We start from the raw sequence: 745 nt of genomic DNA, 5'->3' as shown, positions 1-745 counted from the left end.
GCGGCAAGCTGAAGCAGTCTTTCGCGCTCAACGACGCGACCGTCCGGATTGTTGGGGTTGACGACGACGGCGAGGTCGGCCTCGGTAAGCGCTTCGACATCATCGACCTCGGCCGCCGCATGGCCGGCGATGGCGGCGGCTCGGCTGTGCTCGGCATAGGTCGGCCCGAGCACCAGCGCCTTGCCGGGCTTCAGCAGCGAGGCAACGCGCGGCAGCAGGATCTGCGTGCCGGGCGCGGCCGCCACATGCGCCGCCGACGGCGCGCCATAGGCGCTGGCCGCGACCGCGCGAAGTTCGCCGAGCCGCGCCGCTTCCGGCAATCGCGACAGGGTGGTGGCGGGCAATTCGAAAATTGGATAGGAGTGCGGATTGATACCCGTCGAGAGATCGACGAAAGGCCGTGGCGCGTGAGGGAAGAGCGCGCTCGCCCGGCCAAGGGATCCGCCGTGATCCACTGCCGCAATCGCTCCATCAAGAAGCTTCATGTCGATACTGATTGCCTTCCTGTCATTGGTCATTGAGCGGGCACTCGGCTACCCGGACTGGCTGTTCGGGGCCATCGGCCATCCCGTCACCTGGTTCGGCAGGCTGATATCCTTTCTCGATCGCGCGCTCAACCGCGCCACTGATTCCGACGCTCGGCGTCGCCGCCGGGGCGTCATGGCTCTGCTTGTCATCGTACTGGTGCCGGCGGCCATCGCCTTTGCCGTGCAGCTCCTGCTCTGGCAGATGTTTCCTGTAGGCC

At 66.6% G+C, this 745-nt stretch carries 2 protein-coding genes; one reads left to right on the top strand and one right to left on the bottom strand.

All coding sequences use genetic code 11. The annotated features are described in order from the left end of the window. The coding region (locus tag EOA33_RS37470; RefSeq protein WP_348628301.1) for an aminotransferase class I/II-fold pyridoxal phosphate-dependent enzyme at nucleotides 1-485 on the bottom strand (485 nt) is incomplete at its 3' end. Between EOA33_RS37470 and EOA33_RS37465 the strand changes: the two genes are divergently transcribed. Next, on the top strand, nucleotides 484-745 hold a 262-nt coding region (locus EOA33_RS37465; protein ID WP_145989591.1), incomplete at its 3' end, for a cobalamin biosynthesis protein. The two genes, EOA33_RS37470 and EOA33_RS37465, sit on opposite strands and share 2 nt — an antisense overlap.

This window comes from Mesorhizobium sp. M4A.F.Ca.ET.050.02.1.1, assembly GCF_003997725.1.
In the GTDB taxonomy this organism is placed as follows: Bacteria; Pseudomonadota; Alphaproteobacteria; order Rhizobiales; family Rhizobiaceae; genus Mesorhizobium.
The sequence above is the reverse complement of the archived record's forward strand: the minus strand, read 5'-3'. Positions and strand labels throughout refer to the sequence as shown.